This window comes from Methylobacterium sp. CM6246, from assembly GCF_054818005.1.
In genome coordinates this window covers 3,204,838-3,228,383 of record NZ_JBTXKY010000001.1, presented here as the reverse complement: position 1 = coordinate 3,228,383, position 23,546 = coordinate 3,204,838, and the positions used below count along the sequence as shown (strand labels likewise).

Below are 23,546 nucleotides of genomic sequence, written 5' to 3'. Positions count from 1 at the left end.
ATAATCTTGCGTCGCTTCGCAACAAGGGTATCTAAGAGCGCCTAACAGAACCGTCTGATCTGGTTGAGAGTGATGAGGCTGGCGGCGAGGCTCGTGAAGGCCTCGTAGATGTCTGCGCGTCGCTCGTAGCGGATGGGCAATCGACGGAATCGGTTGAACCAAGCGTGGGTGCGCTCCACGACCCAACGATGACGACCGAGTTTCTCGCTGCTCTCGATGCCCCTACGTGCGATGCGCGGCACGATCCCCCGCACCCGGCACTCCTGGCGGCGGGGTCTGGCATCGTAAGCCTTGTCAGCGTGCAGCTTGTCTGGACGACGTCGCGGTCGTCCGCGCCGACCGCTCCGCACAGACGGGATGGCATCGAGGGTGGCCGCCATCATGACGGTGTCGTGCCGGTTGGCACCGCTCAGGCAGAAGCCGAGCGGCGTGCCGCGCGCGTCGGTGACGAGATGGCGCTTCGTGCCCGGCTTGCCCCGATCCGTCGGGTTCGGGCCGGTGGCAGGCCCCCCTTTTTGGCCGGGACAGACGCGCTGTCCAGGCAAGCCCGGCTCCAGTCGATCTCCCCTGCTGCGTGCAGGCGCTCCAGCAACAAGTCATGCAGACGGCTCCAAACGCCCGCCGCCTGCCAATCCCGCAGTCGCCGCCAACAACTCATGCCGGAGCCGCAGCCCATCTCGGCCGGCAGCATTTCCCACGGCAGCCCCGAGCGCAGCACGAACAGGATGCCCGTGAGTGCGGCCCGGTTCTCAATTGGACGACGCCCGCCCTTCGGACGCGGCCGAGGCGGCGGGAGGAGCGGCGCGATCTCATCCCAGAGATCATCGGGGAGAAGCAGTCTGGCCATGCCAAACCAACGCTGAAAACCAAGCTCGGTGCCGTTCTGTTAGGCGTTCTAAATCCTGCGCACCTGCAACTGGCGGCGGAACTGAAATGGCGAAGCACGACGACGGATGTGGGCGTGCGTTCAGCTTCGCCCCGGAGGATCAAGCCGCGGCAGAGCGTGCCCGCAAGATGCGACTGCTGAAGCGCATTGCCGACGTGTTGCAACTACCGCAGGCCACGCTGCACGGCACGTCTGACCCGCTGGTCGGATCTGAAGCCGACCCTCCCAGCGGAAAGGCTGATCTCGACGAAGCCTGCGCAGCACTGCTGCTGGCCTACCGGCGCATCAGCGATCCAGAGATACGGCGCCGCATTCTGATCCTCGCACAAGCGGCGGCCAAGCGAGATTGATCCGTGTTCGTGGGCGGCGAGTCCGCGATTAAGCGGCATAGCGTCCCGAGATGATCTTCGCCGTGCCGATCACCGCACGCACCATTCGTCGAAGAACATGTTGGTCACGATGCCGACGACGACCGGGCCTTCACCATCGCCCGATCTGGGTCTGATTTCCTCGACACCGCGTCCTAGTGGTCCAAGTCAGACACTTGGCACTCACCGCGAGGGGGGGGCTTCCAACGCTGTGTTATCCTTGATAACAGCCACGTAATTGAGCCGATCGCAGCTATGGAACCACGCCTCAGTCTCGTGACCCTGGGTGTCGCCGATCTCGTTCGCGCCACGACCTTCTACGAAGGGTTGGGATGGCCCAGGAAAATTATCGCGGCTGAAGGCGTCGCCTTCTTCCAACTCAACGGCATCGGCCTTTCGCTGTATCCTCGCGCCGACTTGGTCGCCGATGCCGGGGTTCCCTTGCAAACCGCACCATCACAGGGCCTGACCCTGGCCTACAATACGCGAAACCGGGACGAGGTGGACACCGTGCTCGTCCAGGCGGAGGCGCTGGGGGGATGCGTCACGTGTCCTGCACGGGAAGCGGTCTGGGGCGGCTATCATGGCCACTTTGCCGATCTCGATGGCTTCCTGTGGGAGGTCGCATGGAACCCAAGCTTTGCCCTCGCGGCCGATGGCGGTCTCAGCCTACCGGAATAGCGGCTTGGGTGTATCGCTGCCGATGCAGGCTCACCACCCTAAGCCAATCTCACGAGTGGGTGCCAAGTGTCAGATTGTGTCCGCTAGAAGCCCTTCGAGATGCGCTTCTTTAAGACGATCTTTGAGGCAAAAACGAATTCGGTCTTCTCGGCCGTGTCTTCCGCATCAAGGTGGTCCTTCAAACCCTACTCCGTCACGACGATCTCGTCCTGACCGATCGGCACGTCGAAGACGACCCCGTGATCTTCTTCCACTCGGGCGGACCGAGCGAAATCCGGTGCGTGGGGAGGGTTTCACCGGCTTTGGCGATCAGAAGGCAGCCCTGACCCAACGGCCGCCCATGGGGCTTCTGATCGTATCTGTTGGCCATTCTTCGACATCTCGATCTCGCCCATGTCCGCGAGAAGATCGAGACGACTTCGTGCGGTCGGGAGGTCGTGGGCGATCCCGTCGAGGTGCGTGATCGCCCGGTGTATCGCGGCTGCCATGCCGTAGAGCGACCGTAAACCGGTCCTACTCACCCATGAGCCCCAACCGCCGCGCCTCGTCGAGGAGTTCGGCGCCGGTCATCACCTCACCGTTCACCCGACATAGCGTGGGATCCTCGTCGAAGCGCTCGACCATGAAGTCGGCCGCAACGAGAACCTCCACCGCCTTCAGGGTAGGATCGTCGCCTTCGATCATGCCGCGAGGCTACCTCGATCACGGGAGGTGCGCGATCCCTTGATCGTGCCCAAGGGGCGGTACTGGATCGTCATCACCACGATGATCTTCGTGCGTATCGAGGGGTAGGCGCGGCAGGCGCGCCCACCCGCTCGCGACGGCGTGGTAGAGCAGCCCGAGATCCTCGGGCTGCTCTACCACGCCGTCGGGCTGCGCCACGAAGTCTTCGGCTCGAAGGTCACGCGCGATCTGCACGAGGAAATTGACCGGACGAGATCGCGCACGTCATGTTTATTGTGCCTGCGGCTCCGGTAGACGGACTGGGACGGATCCAAGACTTCAAATTCCGTTACGAAATACCTTTCATATATAGGTACTTTCGTAACGCATTTTCTTCATCCCCACGCCCCGTCTGAGCTACGAAGGGCGCATATTCGAGACGAGACATACTTCGTGCAGCAAATCGATTTCGTGAACGCGCCCGGCGGCGCGGGCAAGACCTACGGCGCAACCGACGACATGAAGGCGCGCGTTGTCCGGGGCGAGAAGATCATCCTCGTCCAGTTGCTCAACCGGCTGATCTGCGAGACCGTCGAGACCACGTTCACGCGCCTCGGCATCGACCCAAGCCACGTCACCGAGATCTCCGAGCGGACGCGGCTGAACGGCGGCATCACCAAGGCCGTGATCGACCACATCAACAACGCGGTCGAGGGCCGCGGCGAGATCCTGGTGATCACTCACGCCGCTTTCGTCCGCCTCGCCGAGACGTACGCCTCGTTCCGAGATGGCTGGACCGTGATCATCGACGAGGCCCTGGACGTGCAGGAAGCGTTCTCCTTCAAACTGCCGGACACGCACGCCTTCGTGACGGAGCACTTGGAGATCACGCGTTCGACCGACCCGAGCTATTGGGCGATCGGTAAGAAGATCGGTTCGCGCAAGCTCGACGACATCGCGCGCAACCGCGGCGGGGACGAGGTCTACGAGCGCATGCAGCCGTTCGCGTCGGCCGTCGTGTCGAAACACCGGATCGTCTACGTCCAGGCGGCCCGGTACAACGCCCTCATCACCGAAGCCGATGTGCACGGCGTCCCGCGCCGGTTGGATGCCTTCTCGGTCCTCAACCCTTCCGTGCTCAAGGGTTGGCGACAGGTCATCGTCATGGCGGCGAACTTCACCGACACCTTGATGTACCTCCTGTGGTCACGCATGTTTGCCAAGCACGTGGTGTTCCGCGACATCACCTCGACCTTCTCGCTGCGCTACACCGAGCACGGCAACGGCCACCTGCTCGACATCGACTTCGCCTACGACGGGCGCTGGTCGAAGACGTTCGCGAACAAAGAGATCGCGGGTGATGCGGCCGGGCGCACACATCGTGATGCATTCGTGGACGCGGTGCTCGAGCGGGTCGGGGATCAACCGATCGCGGTCTTGGCCAACAACGGCCACGTCGGCGTCGAGAAGTGCTTCGTGGGCGGCGTGCGTTTGCCCCCCTTCGCGCACGGGCTCAACACGTTCCAGCACCTCGACGCCGCCGTCCTGCTCCTGGCAGCCAACCCGAAGCCCGACCTCATCGCCTTCCTGAAGCACATCGCCGACTTGAGCGATGACGAGGTCTTCACCGCCTTTCACCAGCAGGTGATCTACCAGGGCGCCCTGCGCATCAGCCTGCGCGACCCTGACAGCATGACCCGGAAGACCCTGTACGTGCCGGATCGCTCGACGGCCGAGTACCTCCACATTCTCTTCCCCGGCTCCCGGCTTCACCGGCTCGAACTTGGCCTGCCCGAGCACGCGGTCCGTCAATCGCAGACCGGGCGGCCCAAGATCTATGCTTCGGGTCCGGACCGTCAGCGCGCCTACCGCGAACGCCAGGACTACGAGAAGGCCGTCCGGCTGGAGCGCGAACTGCGCCTGAAGCTCGTCAACGGGTGCGGCATCGCAGATCGGGACGTGGCTCAGGCCACCCTCATCGCCGAGACGATGGAGGAGACCCTGAACATCGCGGACACCACGATCGACTGCGAGAAGTTCCACGGCACGTACTTCGACGCCGACCTTCACGAGAACGTCGGTCACGTCGAGCCCTGCGCCTCGTTCGACGGCGTCGTGGCGGACTTCCGCGACCTCTCGCAGGAGAGGCACGCGCGCAAGGAGGACTGCTGGCTCTGGAGCCCAGCGTACTTCGTGCCGATCACGCGCAACGATAACCCGCAGGGCAAGCGCTGCGGCTACGTCAACATGGCCTACGCGCGCCACATCATCCTCGACAACGATGGTGGCGACCTCTCACCCGAGCAGTTCGCGGCGCTGTTCCCCGGCTTGAGGATGATGATCTACTCGACGTGGTCCTCGACCGCGACGCTGCCGAAGTGGCGCGTGATCATTGAGACCGACCATGTTCTCGACATCGAAGGCTACGCCCTTATCACCGCCAGGATCATCGCCCTGCTCAACGATCAGGGCTACTTCCACGCCGACGAGATCGGGAAGGACCCGGCTGTGTCGCGCCGCAAGGACTTCATGGGCGCTCACGGTTTCGATCGTTCGAAGCTCAACCCGGTCGCACGGCTGTTTGTCCCGAGCCTGGGTGCCTATCCCGCGGACGCCTTCTTCCACGATTTCGCCGGGGGGCAGCGCGCAGCGCTGCCGGTGTTCGATTGGATCGAGATGTGCCCAGTTCCCGAGCGACCGGCCATCCTGCCCGTGCGGTCTCCCACAGCACCGACTGCCTCGAACCCGAAGGCGGATCCGCGCCTTCAACGGCTTCAAGCGGCGCTGTTCGCGCAGCAGACCATCAAGTTCGTGCGGAAGAAGGAGTTCAGGATCGAGGCTGCGCTCGACTGGTGGACGCTGGAAGGTGATCGGGCGGGACAGCGCGACCGTAACTTCTGCCGCCTCGCCGGGCGTCTTCGCCGAGCCGGGTGCGACCAATCGGAGTTCGAAGTTCATCTCACGGCCGCTGCTGTTGCAGCCCGGCGTTCGTCTGCCGCACTCAAGGGCAAGATCCCGCGCCTCTGGAAGATGGTTACACGTTGATGGTCATCACTGTCAGTCAGGCGCGCTGGATCGTCCGCTCGACGAAATCGCGCAATGCCCGGATCTCTTCGTCGTCCAGGACACACTGATCGACTAGTGTCTGGGTAGACGAACATACGCGAGTTCGCCCGCACCGACTGGTCTCGAACCCGTTGAAGACACAGGCGAGATCGGCACGTTATCGAGTGGATCGAAGAGCACCGGGCGTGGTGGAAGATCGCCACTAGAAGAAGGTTGTGATCCCGCTTGCGTGCTCGACACCGGGCTCGTGCGCCGATGAAGATCTCCACCAGCGGGAAGATCGCGTGCCTGATCTGACGGAGGCCCGGCGACTCCAGTTCGGACTTCTCTTCGAAACGGCCGCGTCTGCGGGCGCCGATATGGGTTAGTCGATCCCGTCGCGGGACCCGACGTAGTAGATCATCACGAAGACGCCGCCCGGCGTGTCGGTCGTCTCCGGCGCCGCCGAATTCGCCACCCAAGGGGAATACGGGTCGCGAGTTCACGGACGACGGCGGCTTCCTGGGGATCGAGTTCGTGGGTCTCGATGACTGCCAGGACCCCGGCCTCGTTCCCCCCACAACAGGCCCCGGTCGTAGAAGACGTGGTCCTCATGGAGGGGCAAGGTGATTTTCTTGATCACCCGCTCGTAGGCGTCCCAGTGCATCCGGTTCTCCAGGTTCCGCGGATGGCAACCAGAGGTGATCGGCTGGGGCGATCTCATAAGTTAGGGCGGGCGGGGGCGGGGGCGGACTGCGGGGACCGCGGGATCGCGTCGGCGATATGGCCTTTCGCTGGGAGTACAAAGCGAGTCCCAACGCTTGTTGCCCGGCATGAGGGACCGGTTCGACACGGATAAGACATAGCGGTTCACCATCTGGCGAACCGAAAGCGGACGCGTTCTCACGGCCTTGTTTTAAGGCTGTCATGCTCGCGATTGGCCGCCTCAATCGCCTCGCCATTGTCGAGTGCCCACGCGCAGAGCGCCTCGAAGGGTTGGCGCAGGGAATGGCCAAGCGGGGTGATCGCATACTCGACGCCAATGGGCGCGGTCGGCAGCACTGTCCGGGTCACCATACCGTTGCGCTCCAGCCGCTTGAGCGCGTCCGCCAGCGCCTTGTGCGTGATGCCGTCGAGCCGCCGCTTGATCGCGTTGAACCGTGCCGGTCGCGGGCAGAGCACCGTGAGGATCAGGATCGTCCACTTGTCGGCGATCTTGTCCAGCACCGGGCGGACCTGCGCCATGTCGGCGAGCGCGCACGCGGATAGGATATCGAGATCAGTATCATCGGCCATATCTAGGCTAACCTAAGTGCGTTCTTGATAGCAGATATATGCCGTGTATCTCATGCGCCGTTGCAGATGAAGGGATGCCGCGATGGCTCGCATGGTGGACAAGGTTGCGCTCGTGGTCGGCGGGGCGAAGGGCATCGGCCTTGCGGTCGCCGAGAGGCTGGCGGTCGAGGGCGCGTCGGTCGTCTTCACCGGACGGCGCGCCGACGAGGTCGAGGCAGCCGCCGCGAGGATCGGGCGCGGTGCGCGGGGTCTCGTCGCGGATGCGGCCCTACAGGAAGATTTGCACCACGTCGTGGCGACGGTGCGGGAGACACATGGCCGGATCGATGCGCTGGTCCTCAACGCGGGCATCTCGGAACCGGCGACCCTGCGCGACGGGACGCCCGAGCATTTTGACCGGCACTTTGCGGTCAACGTCCGTGGGGCCGTCTTCGGGTTGCAAGCGGCGTTGAGTGCGATGGGACGGGGTGGCTCGGTCGTGCTGATGGGGTCGATCGCCGATGCCGCAGGAATCACGCCCTACGGGACCTATTGCGCGACGAAGGCGGCGCTGCGCTCTTACGCGCGCACATGGACAGCAGAACTGGCTCCGCAGGGTATCCGCGTGAACGTGGTGGCCCCCGGCCCAACTGACACCGCCATGATGGCCAGCGTGCCTGAGGAGCAGAGGGCCGCACTGATCGCGCCAATCCCGCTCGGCCGCATGGCGCGTCCCGAGGAGGTGGCGGCGGCCACACTGTTCCTTCTGAGCGACGAGGCGAGCTTTGTCGCGGGGGCCGAACTGTGCGTCGATGGTGGGATGCGACAGATCTAGCCCCTGAATCGCAGTTTCAGCGTGTCCGCTTTGGCCGGTTTGCCTGCTCGAAGCGGACCATCTTGAAACCATTCTGTGCGGGCGAAGCCGGGCGTCAAGTTTCAACTACGTCCGCTTGATCGTCCTCTCGACGATGTCGCGCAACGATCGGATCTCTCCGTCGTCCAGGCTGTAACGATCGGTGAGCGCCTGAACGGCCGCCTCATACCCGGCGGTGCAGTACACAATTTCGAAGACCGGGTGACACAACAGCCCGCTGATGATCTCGTAGAGTCGGGCCATGGGGCACGCTTCTTTAAGCCGTTCGCGGCTTCCCAGGCCGGATGGATGGCTTGGAGACGGATCACCAGATATCGACGACCGATTCGGTCATCCGCCTTGTTTCACGTGTAAGCCCATCAAGTCCGTACGAGGTCGATCACGCTGGGCCTGTTCTCATTTGACGGTGGTCGCGTAGCGCCGCGGCTTCTTCGGCGTCGAGGTAGAACTTCTCGATGAGGTCCTCGGTGGCGGCCTTCAGTCTCTTGGCGTCGTCGATCTCGATGAACGGCGGGTGCCCCGGCGAGTGACAGCCGACGATTTTGTAGTGACGAAGCATCGAGTTCAGCCCGTAGTCGTCGCCGACTGAGATCTCTCACATCACGTGCCCAGCCTTGATCCGCTTCGTGCGATCTCGGCGAGTGTGCTTTCCGTCAAAATCGTTTGCTGTGCCCAGGATCGTTCGTCAGAGGCTTCCCGCGGTTCGAGTTGGGCGCGGATGTTCCGATGACGTAATGCGTCTAGACGATTTCCGTCGCGACCTCATAGGCACCGTTACTCGGATGGCCTCGCCTCGGCCACACAGCGGCATCTCCAGCGTCCGCTGTCTGGTCGAGTAAACTTCGCGCTCTTGAACCTCTCAGCGCAGGACGAGCGCCTGCCCGTTCGCATCAATGCCGATCTTCGGGGCGTTCGTGCGGGCCGACTGGCTGGACCTGAGACGCAGCGGACTCCCTGCATCCACGGGCCGGAGTGCAGCCCTGATGTGTTCCGCCCGAAGGTGGTTGTAATGGCGGGTGATCATCTCGACGGAGGTGCCGCAATTGATCGCCAAGATGTCCGAGGTGACACCCCGCCGCAACCGCTCGGTCAGATAAGTGTGGCGACAAATATAGAGGGCCTCGCCGGAGGCCGTCGCCTGGAAACCGAGTCGCCGAAGGGTCGATTTGAAGCTGGTGCCCATGTCCCGCACGACGCCACCGCGACGCGAGGGCCAGAGGGTCGTGCGTCCCGCGGTCGGGAAGCCGAATTCCGTCAGGAGCGCGCGCAGGTCGAAGAGCACATCGATGGCCTCAGGATCGCAGTTCACGATCCGCGGGCCGGTCTTGCCATCGCCGCAAGGGTCGATGACGACGATGTCCTCGCCATGCTCGTTGCAGACCTGTCGAATGCGATCCCAGGTCAGTTCGAGGATCTCGACGCCGGGGCGCATGCCGGAGCACAGCAGCAACCGGACGTGCAACGCCATCAAGCGCCGGTCGAAGTTCCTGCGCCGCCCCCCCTCCCCCAGCTTCCTGACACGGGCACGTTCGGTGGCCTCGATGCGCTCGAACTCTTCCAAGAGTGCGGCGACCTGCTCGCGCGAGAGCGCGTCGCGCCGATCCTCGGCGGCCCGCTGCTTTTTGGTCTCGCGCGGACGGGGCAGATGGCGGAGTTCGTGAACGACCTCGTCGCTGACGAGGGGCGTGGGCCGATCGCTCGCCCAAGCCAGGGCCTTCACGAAATACTGCTTCTCGCGCCGCAGGGTCGTGGCAGCGGGCGGTTGAAGGCGGCGTCCAACCGACACCGTCTGATCCCCGCGCCGATACGGCGCGACGGCAGCCCCCTCCCCGTTCTGCTCCAGACGCCAGCGTTCCCAAGCGTAGAACTGCTGCCGACCGAGATCCGCCACCGGCACCTGCCGCCAGAACGGGAGGAAGTTACGGCGCATGACCGAGATCTCCGGCCCGAGCTTCCGCACCCCGGCGTCGAATCGACGAACGAGGTCCTCAAGACAGCGCTCAAGGATGTCACCCACGCTCGGTCCGTTCAAGGAGATGGGCTGTCCGGCCTTCTTGCGGGTTTCAAGCACCTTGCGGCGGCGATTCGCGACCGTCTCCGCCATCGCGAGGTCCGTCGTCTTGGTCGATTCTCGCACACGATCGTTGGGGCCAAAGCGGTAATCGGCGTAGATGTTCTGCGAGCGCGGATGCCGATAGAGCGTGACGCCGTGTCCGAGGTCGAGGCGCCCGTAGCTGTCGTAGGTGTCGCGTCGCTGATCGCGCTGGTGCGTCCGGGCGGAGGTGCGGGGGGTGGGCATGGGATTCGTGTGCTTCGCGGGAGGTGTGCCAAAGGTGTGCCGAGCGGCGGACGCGTGGTCCGGCGACGGCCGAAGTGAGCGTTCCGGCCCGTGAAACGGCGGTGAGCGCCGTTTCCCTTGCGGAACAAGACCTTGGTAACGACTGCCGCCGCCCGGCGCATTATTCTTGAACGCTTGAGACCGCCAGTAAAACTGTGTGTCGTACACTCCGAAGGCAAAGGTCACACGTTCGAATCGTGTCGGGTGCGCCAATTTTCTCAATGCCTTAGGACGTCAGCGTAACGTGTCGGTTTGCCTGGGGTTAAAGCCCGGCTTCCGTACGTCCGCGTACTGGTGACGTGCCAATTAGCGCAGTTGGCCGGCCAGGGGCCGGTGAGCTGAACGCTTGGCCTTTCCGATCAATCTCCGCCGTGGCGATCTCGTCGCGGGTTGGCCTCGGCGCCCGGTTGCCAGTCCCGGCGCTGGTTCAGTTCAGGCCGCCCACACCGCGGGGAGTGTGCCCTTCCCTGCGCGCGCAGCCTGCGGGAGATCCCGTCCGTCAGCGCCGGGCCGGCGACCGTGCCCGTTCGACGGCGCGCCGCAGGATGCGCGACAGGTCGGTGACCGAGTACGGCTTGCGCAGCAGCTCGAAGCCGTGGGTGCCGTGCGCTGCAAGCACGTCGCTGTAGCCCGATGCCAGGACGACCGGGAGGTCGGATTGCCGGCGGCGGATCTCGTGGGCCAGCTCGACCCCGTTCATGCCGGGCATCACTACGTCCGAGAACACGACCTCGAAGCGGAACGGGACACGCTCGAACTCGCGTAGCGCCTTCTCCGCGTCCGTCGCCCAGACCGTGCTGTAGCCCAGTTCCTGCAGGGCCTGCGCGGCGAACGCGCCGACCTCGAGGTTGTCCTCGACCAGGAGGACGCAGGTGCCGTGGCCGTCGGCCAGGGCCGCGGGCTCGGGCGCCTCGGCCTCCGGGACAGCCGCAGCCACCGCCCGCGGGAGATACAGGGTGAAGGTGCTGCCCGCGCCCAGGCGGCTCTCGGCGACGACCTCGCCACCGGACTGTTTGGCGAAGCCGAACACCTGGCTGAGGCCCAGACCGGTGCCCTGCCCCACCCCCTTGGTCGTGAAGAACGGCTCGAAGATCCGCTCCAGGTCACCGGGGGCGATGCCGGTGCCGGTATCGGTGACCGAGACCGCGACGAAATCCCCCTGTATCGCCGGGTGGGCCCGCACGGCCGGGACGCGATTCACGGGCTGCACCCGGATGGTGATCCGGCCCTCGCCCGCCATGGCGTCGCGCGCGTTGACCACCATGTTCACCAGAGCCGTATCGAACTGGCTCGGATCGGCGTCGATCAGGCACGGGCTCTCCAGCCCCGCCGCGTCCCGCAGGGGCACGACCTGCATGTCGACGTGGATGCGCGCCCCCGTCAGGGTCCGCACCATGTCGGAGACCGAAGCCACGCCGCGGCCGACGTCGAACACCTCGGGCTGGAGCGCCTGGCGCCGGGCGAAGGCCAGCAATTGGCCCGTCAGCTTGGCGGCGCGGGCGACGGTGTCCGAGATGGCGTCGACGTACCGGGTGCGGCGCTCCTCGGGGAGGTTCGGGCGCTTGAGCAGGTCGGTAGACGACTTGATCACGGTGAGCAGGTTGTTGAAGTCGTGCGCCACCCCGCCGGTGAGCTGGCCCACCGCCTCCAGCTTCTGGGATTGGCGGAGCTGCTCCTCGAGGGCTTTCCGCTCGGTGACGTCCCGACCCGCCGCGTAGAAGTGGTCGCCGCGCGGGACCACGTTCCACGAGATCCAGCGATAGGCGCCGTCGCGCGTCCTGAACCGGACATCGACGTCGTCGACGTCGCCGACGGCGATCACCCGCTCCAGCGCCTGTTCCGCGAGCGTCCGGTCGTCCGGGTGTACGAACGCGTCGAACCGGGCGCCGACCAGATCCTCGGAGGTCCAGCCGAGGGTCGCGGTCCAGGCCGGGTTCACCGCCCGGTACACGCCGTCGAAGCCGCAGACCACGAACAGGTCGCGGCTCGCCCGCCACAGGGTGTCGCGCTCGTCGGTCCGCTCGCGGGCGGCGGTCTCCAGGTGATCCTCGAGGCGGCGCCGGTCGGTGATGTCGTTGAACAGGATCGCGACGCGCCGCCGCGCCGGCTCGCCGACGCGCAGGGCATGGACGTCGAACCAGCGCCCCATCGACACGGCGGCGCTCTCGAAGCGCACCGAGCGCCCGGTCATGGCGACCGCACCGTAGGTCTCGAACCAGGACGGTTCGAGATCGGGAACGAGTTCGCTGACCCAGCGCCCCGCCGCGTTTCGCAGGCCGGTATGGCGCTCGAAGGCCGGGTTGACCTCGATCAGGCGGTAATCGACCGCGCGGCCCTCGGCGTCGAACCGCATCTCCACCACGCAGAAGCCGGCATCGATGGCCTCGAACAGGGTCTGGTAGCGCGCCTCGCTCTCGGCCAGGCGCTCCTCCTCGGTGCGGAAGCGAGTAACGTCCAGCTGACTGGCGAAGAAGTAGCGCAGCTGCCCGTCCGCATCGAAGACCGGGCTGACGTAGAGTTCGTTGCGGAACGGCCTGCCGTCGCGGTGATAGTTCAGGATCTCGACGACCACGTCGCGGCGGGCCGCAATGGCGTCGCGGACCTTGGCGACGTCGGCGGGATCCGTCCCGGGCCCCTGGAGGAACCGGCAGTTGCGGCCGATCAGGTCCTCCGCGCCGTAGCCGCACAGCTCCTGGAAGGCGCGGTTGGCGAAGACGATGGGATTGTCGGGCAGGTTGGGATCGGTGACGATCTGCGGCATGCGGGTCTTCTCCGCCGCCGTGAACAGGAGGTCGATCCCGGCCGCCGACGTGCGCTCGTTGCCGCTCGGCGCATGCACGGCGCTCGCGTTGTACGCCCGCAAACGCTCGATCTCGGCCTCGGCCTCCTGAAGGCGCCGACGCAGCGCGTCGTGTTCGACATCCATGCAGCGAAATCCCGCCCCCGCGTCGCCAGACCTGGCCGTCGGTCTCCCAACGGTCAGGCCGTCCGGCGGCTCCATACCGTATCTGCCGGGTCGGTCGCCATGAAGACCGGGGCCGGAAGACCCGGAACCGCGACGATTCAAATCAGCGCGGCGCGGACAGTCGGCGGCGGACGGGTCCGGGACCTCATGCTGTCAGGACCGCGGGAATCACCGAGCGCAGGCGGGAATAGCCGCGCGTGGATCGCGGCCAGGCGGTCTCGTCCCATGCACGGCGAACCCGGATGCAATCCTCCGGCAGGGCATCGGCCGACGGGCCCACCGGAGCCCAGGCGGTGACGACCGGACGATCCCCGGACCAGCCCGCCTCGACCGGGCCCGCTTCGCAGCCGAACTGCGCCGCGGAGCGTTGCAGCGCATCGGCCATCGCCTCGGCGTCGGCTGCCCGGACCCGCTCGGAGGCCCCGGGGGCATGGACCAGCAGGCCGCCGACGCGAACCACCCGGGAGTCCCCCAGCGGCAGGCTCTCCGGGTGCAGGTCGTCGAGATGCAGCAGCAGCGCGATGTCACCTGCCGGCACGGTCTCGGCCCGGGGCAGCGGGACCTCGCGGGGCGGCATCGCCTCGTCGAGGGCGTCCGGCTCCTCGTCGAGGCCGACGGGGTCGAAGCGGCCCTCCGTGTAGCGCCGGATGTTCTCGGCACGGGCGACATAGTGCTTCCCCCGGGTGTGCAGCCCCGCCACCCAGCGCCAGGACAGGGTGTTGCTCGCCGGATCGCCATCGACCAGGTGGTCCATGAAGAACGCGGCTCCGAGCGCCCAGGGCAGGCGCAGCGTGAAGATCCAGATCGAGGCGAACCACATCCGGGCGTGGTTGTGCAGCCAGCCGGTCTCGACGAGGTCGCGGGCCCAGTCGTCGAACCCGTCGATCCCGGTCCGGCCCTCGACCGCCATCGCGTAGGTGCGGCGCAGTCCGGGCTCGGCGGCGAGCCGCTCCCGGTCGCAAGCAACCCGGGCGTGGTAGTCCGTCCAGGCGGACGGGTGGGTCTCCAGATGGCCCTTAAAGTAGGTCCGCCAGAACACCTCGGACACGAACTTCTCGGCGCCGCCGTCGCCGAACGCGTTCTCGGCGGCGGCCGCGACTTCGGCCTCCGTGATCAGGCGCCGGCGCAGGTAAGGTGAGAGGGCCGAGGTGGTCGGCGCGCGGCCGGGACCGCGGTCGGTGTTGCGGCAGGCGGCGTAATCGGCCCCGGCTCCGGCCAGGAAGGCGGCGAGCCGGTCGAGCCCGGCGGCTCGGGTCATGGGGCGATTCACGGGAAAGGTAGGGTCCATGCCCCGCAGTTAGCGCGCCGCCCAAGCCGTGCGGATGCGACCCATTCCCCGGACCGCTCGAACGGGGGACGTACCCGAAACGCGGACGCACACGTTGCATCTCGGCGCCAGAACCATCAAACACACCCCAGATTTTCGGACCGTTCGGTGTGCCGCCCCAGGGCGAGGCGCGCCGAAGAGTCGGCCGTTCGACGCCGTCCGTGATCGTCCAAACAACAGGAACACGTGATGAAGACGCGCGCCGCGGTCGCGTGGGAAGCCAAGAAGCCTCTCACCATCGAGACCATCGACATCGAAGGGCCCAAGGCCGGCGAGGTTCTCGTCGAGCTGATGGCCACCGGCATCTGCCACACCGACGCCTACACCCTCTCAGGACTCGATTCCGAGGGCAAGTTCCCGGCGATCCTCGGCCACGAGGGCGCGGGCATCGTTCGCGAGGTCGGCGCCGGCGTGACCACGCTGAAGCCCGGCGACCACGTCATCCCGCTCTACACGCCGGAATGCCGCAACTGTAAGTCCTGCCTCTCGCAGCGCACCAACCTGTGCACCGCGATCCGGGCGACCCAGGGCCAGGGCGTCATGCCGGACGGCACCAGCCGCTTCTCCTGCGTCTCCACCGGCGGCAATCCCGGCGGGTCGAACACCGTGTTCCACTACATGGGCTGCTCGACCTTCTCGAACTTCACGGTCCTGCCGGCCATCGCGCTCGCCAAGATCCGCGAAGACGCCCCCTTCGACAAGATCTGCTACATCGGCTGCGGCGTGACCACGGGCATCGGCGCGGTGATCTACACCGCCAAGGTCTGGCCCGGCGCTAACGTGGTGGTGTTCGGCCTCGGCGGCATCGGCCTCAACGTGCTGCAGGCCGCCCGGATGGTCGGTGCCGACAAGATCATCGGCGTCGACATCAACCCGGAGAAGCAGGCCATGGCCCGCAAGTTCGGGATGACCCACTTCATCAACCCGAACGAGGTCGGCACCGACAAGGTGGTCCAGGCCATCGTCGATCTCACGGGCGGCGGCGCCGACTTCTCCTTCGATTGCACCGGCAACGTCCACGTGATGCGCCAGGCCCTCGAATGCTGCCATCGCGGCTGGGGCGAGTCGATCGTCATCGGCGTGGCGGAGGCCGGCCGCGAGATCTCGACCCGCCCGTTCCAGCTCGTCACCGGCCGGGTCTGGCGGGGCTCGGCGTTCGGCGGCGCCCGCGGTCGCACCGACGTGCCGAAGATCGTCGACTGGTACATGGAGGGTAAGATCAACATCGACGATCTGATCACCCACACCATGCCGTTGGACGAGATCAACCACGCCTTCGACCTCATGCACGAAGGCAAGTCGATCCGCTCCGTCGTCGTCTACTGAGGAAGACCGATCCGGGGCTCCCCGCCTGCAAGGCCGGGGAGCCCCGCGCACGTCCTCGCATTCTCGAAGACCCGGGCCCGCGATCCAGCCCCCGAGCGGGGCTCCCGCCTCCCGAGCAGGAGATCACAGCTGATGGAAACCGTCTCGAAGGCCCGCGCCCACGGCGGCACGCAGGGCGTCTACAAGCACGACGCGCAGACCACGGGATGCCCGATGACCTTCGCGGTGTTCGTGCCGCCCCAGGCCGAAAAGGGCCCGGTGCCGGTGCTGTGGTACCTGTCCGGGCTCACCTGCACGCACGCCAACGTCATGGACAAGGGCGAGTACCGCGCCGCTGCCGCGGAGCACGGCGTGATCATCGTGGCCCCCGACACCAGTCCGCGCGGCCCCGGCATCCCGGACGAGGAGGGCAACTGGCAGTTCGGCTCCGGCGCCGGGTTCTATCTGGACGCCACGCAGGCGCCCTATGACAAGAACTACAGGATGTGGAGCTACGTGACGGAGGAGCTGCCGGCCCTCATCGCGAAGGAGTTCCCCGCCGACATGACCCGCCAGGGCATCTTCGGCCATTCCATGGGCGGCCACGGCGCGCTCACCATCGCGTTGACCTACCCGGAGCGCTTCAAGTCCTGCTCCGCCTTCGCGCCGATCGCCCAGCCCGCGACGGCCGGTTGGTCGAAGCCGGCCTTCGAGAAGTACCTCGGGTCCGACACGGCCGCCTGGCGCGCCCACGACGCCACCGCGCTGATCGAGGACGGCAAGCGCTTCCCCGAGTTCCTGGTCGATCAGGGCACCGCCGACAGCTTCCTCCAGGACGGCCTGCGCCCCTGGCTGCTGGAGGAGGCCTGCAAGAAGGCCGGGATCGCACTGACCCTCAACATGCGCGAGGGCTACGACCACTCCTACTTCTTCATCTCGACCTTCATGGCCGACCACATCGCCTGGGCCGCCGCGCGCCTGAAGTAACATCGCGTCGGCGCCCCGCGCCGATCACGACCACGCCGCCGGGCGCGTCCCGGCGGCGTGACACCTCGGCTCCGCGCGGATGCGTGCAGCCCCTAATCGATGACCTCGACGATGCGCCGCGTCCGCGGCTCGACCAGCACGGGGTGATCGTTGACGATGGTGTAGTTGTAGTTCGGCAGCGCGAATTCGGCCGGCACGTCGTAATAGACCACACCGTCCTCCGGCAGGACGGTCCCGACCCGCACCGGCCCCGCGTAGGCGAAGGAGGGCCGCTGCTCGCCGATCGCGTAGATGCGGAAGCGGTCCCGCCGGTCGATCCCGAGGATGCTGTTGGCCGTGCCGACGGCGGCACCGATCGCGCCGCCGACCACGGCGCCGAGCGGGCCCGCGATGGCCTCGCCGCGCTCCCGACCGTCCTGCGCGCCGCGCGCCAGGCCTTGCGCGTGAGCCGGCGTCACGAAGCCGAGCATCAGCACGATCGGCAGGGAGATCCAGTGTCGCATGAGATCCTCGTCAAGCAGTGGAAACGGTAGCGACGGTCAGCGGCACCACGGGGCGGCCCCGCACCATCGGATCGGAGCCCGGTCGATGGATCCCGTCGTGACGGGATCGGAGGATGACGGCGCCGCGACCGACCGCTCCGCGGGGCGGTTGGCCTTCACCAGCATCACGGCCGAAAAACAGCAGAGTGCGAGGGCCGCGATCCAGAGGACGCCCCTCGCCGTTCGGATCGTTCGCTTGGACATGCGCGCGAGGGTGGGCGGCTTCAGTTAGCGAACCGTTTCACGCCCCGGCGCGCCCCTGATGCGCGCCGTCGAGATCCTGCCCAAGGGGGGGGCGCCCCGCTCGGGAGACCGGGCCCCCTCAGGCGCAGTAGGATTGCCCGTCGAGGCCGTGCGGCCGGCCGGCGGCGAGCAGCGTCTCCCAGACGGGCTCGGGAAGCGGCACGCCCTCGGCGAGGCGTTCCGCCTTCATGCGGCGCTCGGGCTCCCCGGGCAGCAGCACCGCGCCACCCGGCGCCGGCTGGGCGGAGGCGAAGAAATCGAGATAGCTGCGCGCCTCGGCCGCGATCGCGTCGTCCGAGCCGAAAGCGCTCGGCGTCATGTAGAGCGAGAGCATGCCGTTGCAGACCCGCCGCTTGCCCGGCCCCGCCGTACCGGAGCCGGTGAGCGCGCCGGCCAGGAGTTCGCACATCAGCGACAGGCCCGAGCCCTTGTGCTCGCCGAAGGCCCGGATCGCGCCCGTGCCCTTCTGATTGTCGCGGTCCGGCCCGTCGAGCGGGCCGAACAAGGTGGTCGGGTCGGCGCTGAGGCGGCCATCCGGCTCGATCAGCACGCCCTCGGGCAGGGGCTTGCCCCCCTGCGAAGCCACCAGGACCTTGCCCTCGGCGACCGCCGAGGTCGCGAAGTCGAGGACGATCGGGTCGCGCCCCGGAAGCGGAAAGGCGGCCGCGACGGGGTTTGTGGAGAAGCGTCGCTCCACCGAGCCGAACGGCGCGACGAGCAGGCTGCCGGCGACGTTGACGAAATGCACCGAGATCAGGCCCGCGGCGGCGGCACGCTCGGCCCATTCGCCGATCCGCCCGAGATGCCCGGCATGCCGCAGGGCGATGACCGAGACGCCGTGCTCACCGGCCTTGGCGATGCCGAGATCGGTGGCGAACGGGCCGGCGGTCTGGCCGAAGCCGTAATGGGCGTCCACCAGCGCGAAGGCACCCCCGTCGATCAGCACCTCGGGGCTGCGGTCGGCCACGAGTTCGCCGTCGCGCAGCCACGCGACGTAGCGCGGCACCCGGATGACCCCGTGGCTGTCGTGGCCGGTGAGGTTGGCGGCCACGAGGAACTGGCCGATCCGCCCCGCTTCCGCCTCCGAGCAGCCCTCCCGAACGAAGATGTCCCGCACGAAGGCGGTCAGTCCGGCGGCGTCGATCCGCATGATGGTCTATCTCCCGTCGTCGCGCCTCGTCGGGCGCGTTCGGGTAACGATCCTAGGCTTTCTTAACCCGCAAGGCGACCGGTTCGGGTGACGCGGGATAGACAATGAAGCGTTCCGCATGGCCCAATACAATCAACGTCGGGCACAAGAACCGGCGGCGGGACGGGAATGCCGATGAAGACGACGCGTCGCGTTTTCTTGACGGGTGCCGCTTGCGCGGCTGCGAGCGGCCTCGCCCCGGGGGTGATCCGATCGAGTCACGCGCAGGGCGCCGGCGCGACGATCCGGATCGGCATGGTGCTGCCGGTCACGGGCCCCGGCGCGGATGCGGGGCGCTTCGCCCTCAACGGCGCCAAGATCGCCCTGGAGGCGGTCAACAAGGCCGGCGGCGTGCTCGGCAAGCCGCTGGAGATCGTCACCGAGGACGACCAGACCACCAATCCCGGCGCCGTGCTGGCCTTCTCCAAGCTGGCCTCGCAGCCCGATCTCGTCGGCTTCCTGGGCTCGGTCCGCTCCACGCAGAACCACGCGATGGCGCCGGACATCCTCAAGACCGGCAAGCCGATGTGCTTCGGCGGCACCGACCCGGTGCTGACGCAGCTCGGCAACCCGTGGATGTTCCGCTTCCGGCCCAACGACAGCTTCTCGGCCCGGGTGATCGCCGAGCACGGCGTCAACGGCCTCGGCAAGAAGAAGTGGGCGATCATCCACTCCACCGACGCCTTCGGCACGAGCGGCGCCAAGGCGCTGACCGAGAGCCTGGGTAAGGTCGGCGCCACGGTCGTGCTCGACCAGGGCTACGCCAACCAGGGCCAGGACTTCACCCCCGTGGTGCTGGCGATCCGGCAGGCCGGGGCCGACGTGATCGGCTCGTACTTCACCTTCGAGAACGACCTCGGCATCTTCGCCCGCCAGCTCCGCCAGCTCGGCGTCACCGCCCCCTGGGTCGGCTCGCCCTCGATCACCAACGTCACGGCGCTGAAGCTCGCCGGGCCCTCGCTCTACGGGACCTACGGCGTGGCCGACTACGCGGAGGAATCGAGCGACGCGGCCCGGGCCTACGGCAAGGCCTACCGCGCCGCGACCAAGATCGCCCCCGACAACCAATCCTCCTGGACCTTCGACGCGGTGACGGTCCTGGCGCTGGCGATCAACAAGGCGGGCAAGACCGACCCGCAGGCGATCCGCGAGGCGCTGCTGGCGGTGCGGGGCCACGCGGGCGCCGAGGGCACCTACAACTTCGACAAGAACGGCGACGGCCTGCACGGCTACAACGTCGTGCGCAACGACAAGGGCACGATCACGTTCGACCGGCGCATCGACTTCTATCAGGGCTGAACACGTCGTCGCGGACGGGGCACGGGCGCGCACATGGACCTGATCCTCCAGCTCCTCTTCACCGGAATCGGCATCGGCTCGGTCTACGCCCTCGTGGCCCTGGGCTTCGTGCTGATCTTCCGCGCCACCAACGTCGTGAACTTCGCGCAGGGCGAGTTCTCGATGGTCGCGGCCTTCCTGATGGTGGTGTTCGCCGTCGATCTCGAGTGGCCGTACTGGCTCTCGGTGCTGCTCACCATCGGCGGGATGGCTCTGCTCGGCGCCCTGTTCAACCTCGGCGTCTACTATCCCCTGCGCCACCGCACCTACCTGCCGGTGATCATCTCGACCATCGGCGCCTCGATCTTCCTGGCCAACACCACGCTCGCCCTCTACGGACCGCAGCCGCAGGTCCTGCCGCCGGTGTTCGAGACGCAGGGCTTCCTGCTCGGCCCGGTCTTCCTCGACAGCCAGTACCTGCTGATCATCGCGGTGACCGCGGCGCTCGTGGCGTTCCAGTACTGGTTCTTCGAGCACACCCTGGTCGGCAAGAAGCTCCAGGCGACCTCCCAGGACAAGGAGATGGCGGCGCTCCTCGGCATCCCGGTCGCCGGCATGATCATGCTCACCTTCGTCTACAGCGCCGTGCTCGGCGGCATCGCCGGCATCCTCGTGGCACCGGTTCTGTTCGTGTCGATCCAGATGGGTGCGACCATCGCGCTGAAGGCCTTCGCCGCGACGATCATCGGCGGGTTCGGCGACGTGACCGGCGCGATCATCGGCGGGCTGGCGCTCGGCATCATCGAGACCTTCGGAGCGGCCTACGTCTCGGTGCCGTACAAGGACGCCTTCGCCTTCATCGTCCTCGTGGCCTTCCTGGTCGTGCGCCCGCAGGGGCTGTTCGGCGAGCGTGTGGCGGAGAAAGCATGAGCGCCGATCCGACGACGGCCAACCCGACCCTCTCGGGGACCGCCCCCCGGCCCTCCCGGCCGATGCCGCTCGGCAGCCTCGCCTATGCGGGTTTCGCCGCAGCCGCCGTGGCGCTCGCCGCGACCACGCCGCTCACCGGCTACGTCCTCAACATCCTGATGCAGGCCGCGACCTACGCGATCGCGGTGATCGGGCTCACCGTCGTGCTCGGGCTGTGCGGCCAGATCAACCTGGCCCAGGCCGCCTTCTTCGGGATCGGCGCCTACGCGGTCGGCCTCGGCACGGTCGATCACGGCCTGAATTTCTGGCTGTGCCTGCCGATCGGGCTCGCGCTGGCGGTCGTGCTCGGGGCGGTGCTCGGCGCCTCGACGCTGCGGCTCGGCGGCCACTACCTCGCCATGGTGACGATCTCGTTCCAGCAGATCCTCACCCTGGTCCTGACCAACTGGATCCCGGTCACCCACGGCCCGGACGGGGTGCCGAACATCCGCCGCCCGGCGCTGTTCGCGGATGGACAGAGCTACCTCGCGCTGTGCGTGCTGGTCCTGGCGGTGGTCGGCTGGCTGGTCTGGCACCTGCCGCGGACCCGGCTCGGGCGCGCCATGCGGGCGGTGCGCGACAACGAACTGGCCGCGGGCGTCAGCGGGATCGACGTCTACCGCACCAAGGTCGCGGCCTTCGCCATCGGGGCGTTGCTGGCGGGCCTGGGCGGCGGCCTGTTTGCCGGCAGCTTCACGTATATCAGCCCGGACCAGTTCTCCTTCGCCGAGTCCATCGTCTTCCTGACCATGGCGCTGCTGGGCGGCGTCGGTTCGCCGGTGGGCGCGGTGATCGGCACGGGCCTGCTGATTCTGATCCCGGAATGGCTGCGCTTCCTCAAGGAGATCCCGGGCCTGTACCTGGCGATCTACGGGCTCGCGGTGATCCTGATCGTCGTGTTCATGCCCGACGGCATCTGGGGATTTCTGGGCGATCAGGTCCGGCGGCTGCGGCCTGCCAAGCCTGCGCCTGCGCCCGCCCCGGAGCTGACCCTGAGCCAGGAGCGCGACGCCTCGGCGACGCTGCTGACCGTGTCAGGCCTGTCCAAGCATTTCGGTGGCCTCAAGGCCGTGGACGCGATCGATTTCACCGTCACCCGCGGCGGCATCCACGCGCTGATCGGCCCGAACGGCTCGGGCAAGACCACGACGCTCAACGTCCTGTCCGGTCTCTACACGCCGACCGGCGGCAGCATGCGCCTCCAGGACCGGGACATCACCCGGTTTCCCCCGCACCGGCGCGCCGCGGTCGGGATCGGGCGCACGTTCCAGAACATCCGCCTGTTCCGTTCGATGAGCGCCCTGGAGAATGTGGTGATCGGCGCCGAGCGCCCGAACAACCCCCTTGGCGCAAGCGACCGGCCGGCGCTGGAGGCCCGGGCGCGCGCCGCCCTGGCCTTCGTCGGGCTGGAGGCGCGGGCGCAGGAGCCGATCTCGGGCTTCTCCTACGGGCACCAGCGCCTGATCGAGATCGCCCGGGCGCTCGCCGGCAACCCGACGCTGCTGCTCCTCGACGAGCCGGCCGCCGGGCTCAATTCCAGCGAGAAGAACGCCCTGACGGTGCTGCTGCGCCGGATGGCGGCCAAGGGCCTGACCATCCTGATCATCGACCACGACATGACCCTGGTCAGCGACGTGGCGAGCCACGTCACCGTCCTGAACTTCGGTCGGCGCATCGCGGACGGGGTCACCGCCTCCGTGCTGCGCGAACCCGCCGTGATCGAGGCCTATCTCGGGGAGGACGCCGCGACCGGGCCGGGCGCGGGGCTCCAGACCGCGTTGAAGACCGATCTCGCGCCGGCCTGAGCAGGATGAGCACCGCCGTGTCGAACCCGGTCCTGGAGATCCGCGACCTCACCGTCCGCTACGGCGAGATCGAGGCCGTGCGCGGGCTCTCGTTCGTGGTCGGCACGGGCGAGGTCGTGACCCTGCTCGGCTCCAACGGGGCCGGCAAGTCGACCACCCTCAAGGCGATCTCCGGCTTGGTGAAGCCGGCGGGCGGCAGCATCCTGCTCGACGGGCAGCCGCTCCACGGCCTGAAGCCCGAAGCGATCGTGCGCCTCGGCGTCGCCCACGTGCCCGAGGGGCGCCGGGTCTTCCCGGGGCTCACGGTGCGCGAGAACATCATGCTCGGCGCCTCGAACCGGTCCGGCGTCCCGAAACGCGCCTTGCGCGACGAGGTCGAGGCGATGTTCGAGCTGTTCCCCGACATCCGGCGCTTCGGCGACGCGCTCGGCTGGACCCTCTCGGGCGGCCAGCTCCAGATGGTGGCGCTCGCCCGCGGCCTGATGGCCAAGCCGCGCCTCCTGCTGCTGGACGAGCCCTCGCTCGGCCTCGCCCCGGTGATCGTCCAGGCGGTGTTCGCGATCATCGCGGAGGTGCGGCGCCGCGGCACGACGGTGCTGCTGGTCGAGCAGAACGCCCGCATGGGCCTGTCGGTGGCCGACCGCGGCTACGTGCTGGAGACCGGCCGCCTCGTCCTCGAAGGCGATCCGCAGGCGCTCTGGGCCAACGACGACATCCGCGCCGCGTATCTCGGCGGCCGCGCCGCGGCGGGCAGCGCCGCCTGACGCCGCAGCCCGGAACCGCCCGGACCGCGCCCGGTTTCACCG

20 protein-coding genes are annotated in these 23,546 nt (G+C 67.4%); 10 read left to right on the top strand and 10 right to left on the bottom strand.

Annotated elements, in window-relative coordinates; all coding sequences use genetic code 11:
* Positions 1 to 41 precede the first annotated feature (41 nt).
* Positions 42 to 847, bottom strand: a protein-coding gene (locus tag ACYQPG_RS15840; protein ID WP_147942043.1) for an IS5 family transposase whose coding sequence is annotated in 2 segments (ribosomal slippage) — positions 42 to 511 and positions 511 to 847 — 807 coding nt in all. Because the reading frame shifts where the segments join, the coding sequence is not laid out codon by codon here.
* 86 nt (positions 848 to 933) lie between these two features.
* Here ACYQPG_RS15840 and ACYQPG_RS15835 point away from each other — a divergent pair.
* Positions 934 to 1,236: a hypothetical protein gene (locus ACYQPG_RS15835; RefSeq protein WP_147939627.1), complete on the top strand. Its 303-nt coding sequence runs from the start codon at positions 934 to 936 to the stop codon at positions 1,234 to 1,236.
* A gap of 273 nt (positions 1,237 to 1,509) precedes the next feature.
* On the top strand, positions 1,510 to 1,935 hold the full coding sequence (locus tag ACYQPG_RS15830) for a VOC family protein (RefSeq protein WP_419829784.1): 426 nt from the start codon (positions 1,510 to 1,512) through the stop codon (positions 1,933 to 1,935).
* Positions 1,936 to 2,448: 513 nt separating this feature from the next.
* On the opposite strand, the gene ACYQPG_RS15825 is transcribed toward ACYQPG_RS15830, so the two are convergent.
* Positions 2,449 to 2,619 (bottom strand): hypothetical protein, encoded by a 171-nt coding sequence (locus ACYQPG_RS15825; RefSeq protein ID WP_461231215.1) that lies wholly within the window; start codon positions 2,617 to 2,619, stop codon positions 2,449 to 2,451.
* Between the two features lie 432 nt (positions 2,620 to 3,051).
* Between ACYQPG_RS15825 and ACYQPG_RS15820 the strand changes: the two genes are divergently transcribed.
* Positions 3,052 to 5,643 carry a hypothetical protein gene (locus ACYQPG_RS15820; RefSeq protein ID WP_419829783.1) on the top strand — a complete coding sequence of 864 codons (2,592 nt, stop codon included), beginning with the start codon at positions 3,052 to 3,054 and terminating at the stop codon, positions 5,641 to 5,643.
* Between the two features lie 903 nt (positions 5,644 to 6,546).
* Here ACYQPG_RS15820 and ACYQPG_RS15815 read toward each other — a convergent pair.
* Complete coding sequence (locus ACYQPG_RS15815) at positions 6,547 to 6,939, bottom strand: winged helix-turn-helix transcriptional regulator (RefSeq protein ID WP_419829782.1); 393 nt, start codon at positions 6,937 to 6,939, stop codon at positions 6,547 to 6,549.
* 82 nt (positions 6,940 to 7,021) lie between these two features.
* Here ACYQPG_RS15815 and ACYQPG_RS15810 point away from each other — a divergent pair, with 82 nt between their 5' ends.
* Positions 7,022 to 7,753, top strand: coding sequence for an SDR family NAD(P)-dependent oxidoreductase (locus tag ACYQPG_RS15810; protein ID WP_147942017.1), 732 nt, complete (start codon positions 7,022 to 7,024; stop codon positions 7,751 to 7,753).
* Positions 7,754 to 7,858: 105 nt separating this feature from the next.
* Here the strand turns inward: ACYQPG_RS15810 and ACYQPG_RS15805 are convergent, their stop codons facing one another.
* The 5 genes from ACYQPG_RS15805 to ACYQPG_RS15785 all read right to left on the bottom strand — a co-directional run bounded on the left by ACYQPG_RS15805 (position 7,859) and on the right by ACYQPG_RS15785 (position 14,353).
* Positions 7,859 to 8,035, bottom strand: a complete 177-nt coding sequence (locus ACYQPG_RS15805; RefSeq protein WP_187278610.1) for a hypothetical protein — start codon at positions 8,033 to 8,035, stop codon at positions 7,859 to 7,861.
* Positions 8,036 to 8,171: 136 nt separating this feature from the next.
* Positions 8,172 to 8,351, bottom strand: a complete 180-nt coding sequence (locus ACYQPG_RS15800; protein WP_419829781.1) for a hypothetical protein — start codon at positions 8,349 to 8,351, stop codon at positions 8,172 to 8,174.
* 300 nt (positions 8,352 to 8,651) lie between these two features.
* Complete coding sequence (locus ACYQPG_RS15795; protein WP_419829780.1) at positions 8,652 to 10,091, bottom strand: hypothetical protein; 1,440 nt, start codon at positions 10,089 to 10,091, stop codon at positions 8,652 to 8,654.
* 538 nt (positions 10,092 to 10,629) lie between these two features.
* Positions 10,630 to 13,056 carry a PAS domain S-box protein gene (locus ACYQPG_RS15790; RefSeq protein ID WP_147907263.1) on the bottom strand — a complete coding sequence of 809 codons (2,427 nt, stop codon included), beginning with the start codon at positions 13,054 to 13,056 and terminating at the stop codon, positions 10,630 to 10,632.
* A 184-nt stretch (positions 13,057 to 13,240) separates the two neighbouring features.
* On the bottom strand, positions 13,241 to 14,353 hold the full coding sequence (locus tag ACYQPG_RS15785; RefSeq protein ID WP_419829779.1) for an FAD-binding domain-containing protein: 1,113 nt from the start codon (positions 14,351 to 14,353) through the stop codon (positions 13,241 to 13,243).
* A 258-nt stretch (positions 14,354 to 14,611) separates the two neighbouring features.
* On the opposite strand from ACYQPG_RS15785, the gene ACYQPG_RS15780 reads away from it, so the two are divergent.
* Positions 14,612 to 15,748, top strand: a complete 1,137-nt coding sequence (locus tag ACYQPG_RS15780; RefSeq protein ID WP_419829778.1) for an S-(hydroxymethyl)glutathione dehydrogenase/class III alcohol dehydrogenase — start codon at positions 14,612 to 14,614, stop codon at positions 15,746 to 15,748.
* A gap of 132 nt (positions 15,749 to 15,880) precedes the next feature.
* Positions 15,881 to 16,714: an S-formylglutathione hydrolase gene (gene fghA / locus ACYQPG_RS15775; RefSeq protein ID WP_147938724.1), complete on the top strand. Its 834-nt coding sequence runs from the start codon at positions 15,881 to 15,883 to the stop codon at positions 16,712 to 16,714.
* Positions 16,715 to 16,806: 92 nt separating this feature from the next.
* Here the strand turns inward: fghA and ACYQPG_RS15770 are convergent, their stop codons facing one another.
* Complete coding sequence (locus tag ACYQPG_RS15770; RefSeq protein ID WP_147907259.1) at positions 16,807 to 17,217, bottom strand: DUF1236 domain-containing protein; 411 nt, start codon at positions 17,215 to 17,217, stop codon at positions 16,807 to 16,809.
* A 361-nt stretch (positions 17,218 to 17,578) separates the two neighbouring features.
* Positions 17,579 to 18,649 (bottom strand): malate/lactate/ureidoglycolate dehydrogenase, encoded by a 1,071-nt coding sequence (locus ACYQPG_RS15765; RefSeq protein ID WP_147938725.1) that lies wholly within the window; start codon positions 18,647 to 18,649, stop codon positions 17,579 to 17,581.
* 174 nt (positions 18,650 to 18,823) lie between these two features.
* On the opposite strand from ACYQPG_RS15765, the gene ACYQPG_RS15760 reads away from it, so the two are divergent.
* Genes ACYQPG_RS15760 through ACYQPG_RS15745 form a run of 4 tightly spaced genes read left to right on the top strand, consistent with a single transcriptional unit; the run spans position 18,824 to position 23,504 of the window.
* A complete protein-coding gene (locus tag ACYQPG_RS15760; RefSeq protein WP_147907257.1) occupies positions 18,824 to 19,987 on the top strand; it encodes an ABC transporter substrate-binding protein in 1,164 nt (387 codons plus the stop codon).
* A 33-nt stretch (positions 19,988 to 20,020) separates the two neighbouring features.
* On the top strand, positions 20,021 to 20,896 hold the full coding sequence (locus ACYQPG_RS15755) for a branched-chain amino acid ABC transporter permease (RefSeq protein WP_007562633.1): 876 nt from the start codon (positions 20,021 to 20,023) through the stop codon (positions 20,894 to 20,896).
* Entirely contained in the window at positions 20,893 to 22,740 is a 1,848-nt protein-coding gene (locus ACYQPG_RS15750) for a branched-chain amino acid ABC transporter ATP-binding protein/permease (RefSeq protein ID WP_419829777.1), read from the top strand. Before ACYQPG_RS15755 ends, ACYQPG_RS15750 begins: the two co-directional genes overlap by 4 nt.
* A 5-nt stretch (positions 22,741 to 22,745) precedes the next feature.
* On the top strand, positions 22,746 to 23,504 hold the full coding sequence (locus ACYQPG_RS15745; RefSeq protein WP_147856343.1) for an ABC transporter ATP-binding protein: 759 nt from the start codon (positions 22,746 to 22,748) through the stop codon (positions 23,502 to 23,504).
* Positions 23,505 to 23,546 lie beyond the last annotated feature (42 nt).

What these genes read in the sequence shown, in the direction of transcription:
- ACYQPG_RS15835 (WP_147939627.1), top strand. Translation starts at nt 934, where the DNA reads ATGGCGAAGCACGACGACGGATGTGGGCGTGCGTTCAGCTTCGCCCCG.
- ACYQPG_RS15830 (WP_419829784.1), top strand. Translation starts at nt 1,510, where the DNA reads ATGGAACCACGCCTCAGTCTCGTGACCCTGGGTGTCGCCGATCTCGTT.
- ACYQPG_RS15825 (WP_461231215.1), bottom strand. Translation starts at nt 2,619, where the DNA reads ATGATCGAAGGCGACGATCCTACCCTGAAGGCGGTGGAGGTTCTCGTT.
- ACYQPG_RS15815 (WP_419829782.1), bottom strand. Translation starts at nt 6,939, where the DNA reads ATGGCCGATGATACTGATCTCGATATCCTATCCGCGTGCGCGCTCGCC.
- ACYQPG_RS15810 (WP_147942017.1), top strand. Translation starts at nt 7,022, where the DNA reads ATGGCTCGCATGGTGGACAAGGTTGCGCTCGTGGTCGGCGGGGCGAAG.
- ACYQPG_RS15805 (WP_187278610.1), bottom strand. Translation starts at nt 8,035, where the DNA reads ATGGCCCGACTCTACGAGATCATCAGCGGGCTGTTGTGTCACCCGGTC.
- ACYQPG_RS15800 (WP_419829781.1), bottom strand. Translation starts at nt 8,351, where the DNA reads ATGCTTCGTCACTACAAAATCGTCGGCTGTCACTCGCCGGGGCACCCG.
- ACYQPG_RS15795 (WP_419829780.1), bottom strand. Translation starts at nt 10,091, where the DNA reads ATGCCCACCCCCCGCACCTCCGCCCGGACGCACCAGCGCGATCAGCGA.
- ACYQPG_RS15790 (WP_147907263.1), bottom strand. Translation starts at nt 13,056, where the DNA reads ATGGATGTCGAACACGACGCGCTGCGTCGGCGCCTTCAGGAGGCCGAG.
- ACYQPG_RS15785 (WP_419829779.1), bottom strand. Translation starts at nt 14,353, where the DNA reads ATGACCCGAGCCGCCGGGCTCGACCGGCTCGCCGCCTTCCTGGCCGGA.
- ACYQPG_RS15780 (WP_419829778.1), top strand. Translation starts at nt 14,612, where the DNA reads ATGAAGACGCGCGCCGCGGTCGCGTGGGAAGCCAAGAAGCCTCTCACC.
- fghA (WP_147938724.1), top strand. Translation starts at nt 15,881, where the DNA reads ATGGAAACCGTCTCGAAGGCCCGCGCCCACGGCGGCACGCAGGGCGTC.
- ACYQPG_RS15770 (WP_147907259.1), bottom strand. Translation starts at nt 17,217, where the DNA reads ATGCGACACTGGATCTCCCTGCCGATCGTGCTGATGCTCGGCTTCGTG.
- ACYQPG_RS15765 (WP_147938725.1), bottom strand. Translation starts at nt 18,649, where the DNA reads ATGCGGATCGACGCCGCCGGACTGACCGCCTTCGTGCGGGACATCTTC.
- ACYQPG_RS15760 (WP_147907257.1), top strand. Translation starts at nt 18,824, where the DNA reads ATGAAGACGACGCGTCGCGTTTTCTTGACGGGTGCCGCTTGCGCGGCT.
- ACYQPG_RS15755 (WP_007562633.1), top strand. Translation starts at nt 20,021, where the DNA reads ATGGACCTGATCCTCCAGCTCCTCTTCACCGGAATCGGCATCGGCTCG.
- ACYQPG_RS15750 (WP_419829777.1), top strand. Translation starts at nt 20,893, where the DNA reads ATGAGCGCCGATCCGACGACGGCCAACCCGACCCTCTCGGGGACCGCC.
- ACYQPG_RS15745 (WP_147856343.1), top strand. Translation starts at nt 22,746, where the DNA reads ATGAGCACCGCCGTGTCGAACCCGGTCCTGGAGATCCGCGACCTCACC.